At 62.8% G+C, this 4,144-nt stretch carries 2 protein-coding genes and 2 pseudogenes; all 4 read right to left on the reverse strand.

What is annotated here, in order from left to right; genetic code table 11:
- Window positions 1-552 (reverse strand): hopanoid biosynthesis-associated protein HpnK (hpnK, locus tag JCM25156_RS10065; protein WP_025812986.1); only part of this gene is annotated, 552 nt, incomplete at its 3' end.
- Window positions 553-624: 72 nt separating this feature from the next.
- A pseudogene (hpnJ, locus tag JCM25156_RS23305) lies at window positions 625-2,047 on the reverse strand (hopanoid biosynthesis associated radical SAM protein HpnJ).
- Between the two features lie 105 nt (window positions 2,048-2,152).
- Window positions 2,153-3,330, reverse strand: a pseudogene (hpnI, locus tag JCM25156_RS23310) (bacteriohopanetetrol glucosamine biosynthesis glycosyltransferase HpnI).
- A 63-nt stretch (window positions 3,331-3,393) separates the two neighbouring features.
- Window positions 3,394-4,056: an ABC transporter substrate-binding protein gene (locus tag JCM25156_RS10080; protein WP_025812987.1), complete on the reverse strand. Its 663-nt coding sequence runs from the start codon at window positions 4,054-4,056 to the stop codon at window positions 3,394-3,396.
- Window positions 4,057-4,144 lie beyond the last annotated feature (88 nt).

Consider the following 4,144-nt stretch of genomic DNA (forward strand, 5'->3'; position numbering starts at 1 on the left):
CGTCCAGCGCCGCAGCGCCGCGTCGCCCAGCGTATCGGTGTAGGTTCCGGCGGCGTAAAGCGGTTCGGGCGGTTCCAGCGGTACGCGCACCGCGCGCAGGCCGTGGCGCAGCCCACTCTCGATCAGGTAGCGCCCCACGGTGGGGTGCAGGTGCATGTGCTTGTGGGCGTTGGCGTGATCCAGCGCCAGACCCGTGGCGGCAAAGGCGCGGAACTGGGCCTCGATCTCGGCGGCGAGTTCGCGCCGCACGGCGGGGCGGAAGAAATATTCAACACCCAGCTTCAACTGGTCGGAGGGGAACTGCCCGTCCTGCGGCACCAGCAGCGGAATCTCGGCAGGTGGCAGGGTGGCCGGTCCCTCGATCGCGACAAGGTGCAGCCCCACCCGCAGGTCCGGCAGTTTCCTGGCGCGACGCACGGCATCGGCCGTGGCGGGGCCTGCCACCATAAGGCTGGCGGTTGACAGCAAACCATCCCGATGGGCGATCTCGATAGCTTCGTTGACTTCCTCGGACAGGCCGAAGTCATCGGCGGATATGATGACGCGCTTCATGCTGGAAAACCGGATGGCTAAAAAAAACAAATGCCGGAACCCGAAGGTTCCGGCACAGGGGGCGTGGCCCGATCAGGCGGCGCGGCGTTCGCGCAGGAACTGGAAGAACTCCACCCCTTCGCGCAGGCGGCGCTTCATCATCTGCGGGGAACGGACCATCTCGTTCACGATCGAGGCGATCTTGGGCGCGCGGAAGTAGAACTTCCGGTAGAATTCTTCCACACTCTGGAAAATTTCCGTGTGCGAGAGGTGCGGATAGTGGAGCGGCGCGATCTGCACGCCGTTTTCATCCAGCAGTTCGGCGTTCTTTTCATCCAGCCAGCCATTCTCGGTCGCTGCTGGTGCAGGAACGTGCCGGGATAGGGCGCGGCGAGCGAGACCTGAAGCGTGTGCGGGTTGATCTCGGTCGCGAACTTGATGGTTTCCTGAATGGTTTCCTTCGTCTCGCCCGGCAGGCCGAGGATGAAGGTGCCATGGATCTTTATGCCGAGTTCGTGGCAGTTCTTGGTGAACTCACGCGCGGTCTCGACGCGCAGGCCCTTCTTGATGTTGTGCAGGATCTGCTGGTTGCCGCTCTCGTAACCGACCAGCAGCAGGCGCAGGCCGTTCGCCTTCAGCACTTCCAGCGTCTTGCGGGGCACATTGGCCTTCGCGTTGCACGACCACGTCACGCCCAGCTTGCCCAGTTCCTTGGCGATCGCTTCAGCGCGCGGCAGGTCATCGGTGAAGGTGTCGTCGTCGAAGAAGAATTCCTTCACCTGCGGGAAATACTGCTTCGCCAGCCGGATTTCGGCCGCCACATGCTCGGGGCTGCGGGTACGGTAATGATGGCCGCCCACCGTCTGCGGCCACAGGCAGAACGTGCAGCGCGACTTGCACCCACGACCCGTATAGATCGAGATGTAGGGGTGCATGAGGTAGCCGATGAAGTAATCCTCGATCTTGAGATCACGCTTGTACACCTCGGTCACGAACGGCAGGCTGTCCATGTCCTCGATCATGGCGCGGTCGCGGTTATGGACGATCACGCCCTCGCTGTTGCGCCACGAAATGCCGTCAACATCCTTCCAGTCGCGGCCTTCGGCCATCTCCTTGATGGTGAAGTCGAACTCGTTGCGCGCCACGAAATCGACCGGCGGGGCGTTGAGCAGGCTTTCCTCCGGCTGGACGGCCACTTTCGCGCCGACCATGCCGATCTTGACGTTCGGGTTCGCGTCCTTGAGCATCTGGGCCACGCGCACATCCGACGCGAAGGACGGGGTGGAGGTGTGCATGATGACGAGATCGCGGTTGCGCACGTCTTCCAGAATCGGCTCCATGCCCATGCGTGCGGGCGGCGCGTCGATCAGGCGGCTACCCTCGACCATCGCCGCGGGCTGCGCCAGCCATGTCGGATACCAGAACGACTTGATTTCCCGCTTGGCTGATAGCGGGAGCCGGCCCCGCCATCGAATCCGTCAAACGAAGGCGGCTGGAGAAACAGGGTTTTCATCATGCTACGCGTATCCTCGGGTTCTGGCGGGGAACGGGGTTCCCTTATGACCCGTTCTTATTGATGACAAGGTGGTATTCTACAGCAGTTCAACCTGCCAGCGGTGGATCAGTCACCGGGGGAAGCCGGCTGGGATCGTGATGTCATAACTGAATGCGGTGTGACATGCATCGTCTGTCCGCGCCAGGCAACCCGGGTGCCCGTAACGCTGCCCACCATGACCGCGGCCGATATCCAGTCGCGCAGCGGCAGGAGCAGTAACGGCAGCAGGCTGCGTTGCGCCAGCGCCCGGTCCAGGATGAGCGAACATACCGCCCGCCACCCCCAGGCACCAAGAAAGAAAAACCATGTCCATGCCGCATGTGGCGCCAGCAACACGGCCACGGTGGCCCAGAACAGGGGCAACTGGATGGCCGAGGCGGCATAGCCAACCGGCTCCAGCGTCTTGACGGTCCGGCCCCAGCGCAGTTCATGCGCCAGCACCTCACGCATCGCCGTCTCGCCCACCGTGGTCCATGTCATGCACGCGGCGATGGCGATATCCTTGCCACGGTCACGCACATAGCGGCCAAGGATCGCGTCATCGGCCACATGGGGCACCAGGCTTCAAGCCCGCCGATCTCGTCCAGCATGGACCGGCGCAGGGCCATGGTCGCCCCGAGGCAGTCCTGCCGCCCGAGATAGCGCGACAGCATGACGCCGGGCAGGAAGTTGTGGTTGATCTGGCATGCGGCCAGCAGGCGCGGCACGGTGGGGGAGGCCGGAAGCCCGGCATAAAGCGTGGTGACCAGCCCGACATCGGACGGCACCAGCGCGCCGACCACATGGCGCAGGTAGTCGGGGGCGACGTGAATGTCGGAGTCGGAAATGACCAGCACGTCGTGCTTCACGCGGGTCATGATGTTGATCAGGTTGCCGATCTTGCGGTTGACGCCATGGAAGGTGGGGTCAATCACCAGTTCCATCTGTACATCGGGGTGGCGTTCCATCAGGCGGCGCACGATGGGAATGGCGGCGTCTTCCTCCGCCTGCACGCCAAAGATGATCTGCATCTGCGGATAGTCCTGCGTGCAGAAGCTCTCCAGAGCTTCCTCCAGCAGGGGTTCGTTGCCGTGCAGGGGCTTGAGCACGGAGACCGGTGGCATAGGCACCGACCGGTCCACCCGTTTTTCCTGCCAGCGGAAACGCGAGACCAGAAAAGTGCCTAGCGCTGCCTGCATGCACCCGGCGGCCGCAATGGTTGCGGCCAGTCCGGCGGGTGAAACAAGAGCGTTGAAAACAGACATTATCTTTCCGGCAAGGTCCCGCGCATGGTGCGAATCATAAAAGGGTATCGGGGAAGTACGATATCAGTCTTCCGAGAACGCCTTGATTTTTTTCTGTAGCAGATTTGTGAGTTTCTGCACATTCCCGCTGGCCAGCGCGGAACTGAAATCGGCACGCTGCGCCGCGACCTGGCTGATATGGGCGTTGAGCAGCACATCGACGATCTGCCAGCCCTTCGCGCCGGAGCGCATCACGTAATTGATTTCCGTGCCGCTCGGGTCATCCGAGGAGCCGATATGCGTTATAACAATCCGGTCGTCGCCAACGGGGGAAGGGGTCACGCCCGGCTCGATGGTGAAGCGCGCGTCGCTGCCCGGCTTGAAGCTGGAAACATAGCGGGCGATGGTGAACTGGCGGAATGTGGCCAGCAGGGCCTGCTTCTGGTCATCGGGCAGCCCGGCATAGCGCGGCCCGACGGAGGAGGCGAGCACGGCTTCTATGTTATAGGCATGGTCGATGGCGGGGGCCAGCATCTGGGCGCGCTGGTCAAAGGAACCGCTGCCCTTGGCCTGAACGCGGTCAAGGGCCGCGTACAGTGCCTTGATCGGCTCCTGTACCTGCGCGTCGCTCGCGCTGGCGGCCTGGGCCGCGGGAATGGGAAGGACAGCCGGAATAACCGGTGCCGCCATAAGTCCGGCGCAGAGCGCCAGCGAAGTGGTTTTCAGGACATGTTTCATAGCTGTCATGATTTCGGTCCGTTTGCTGTCTTTAGCAAGGGCTGCGTCATGCTGATTCCGACACCCAGCGCATCGAGTGCGGTATTGGTAATGGCCA

The sequence above is a fragment of the Komagataeibacter kakiaceti JCM 25156 genome (assembly GCF_000613305.1).

Coding starts and splice junctions, on each gene's coding strand:
- JCM25156_RS10080 (WP_025812987.1), bottom strand. CDS start 4,056: ATGACAGCTATGAAACATGTCCTGAAAACCACTTCGCTGGCGCTCTGC.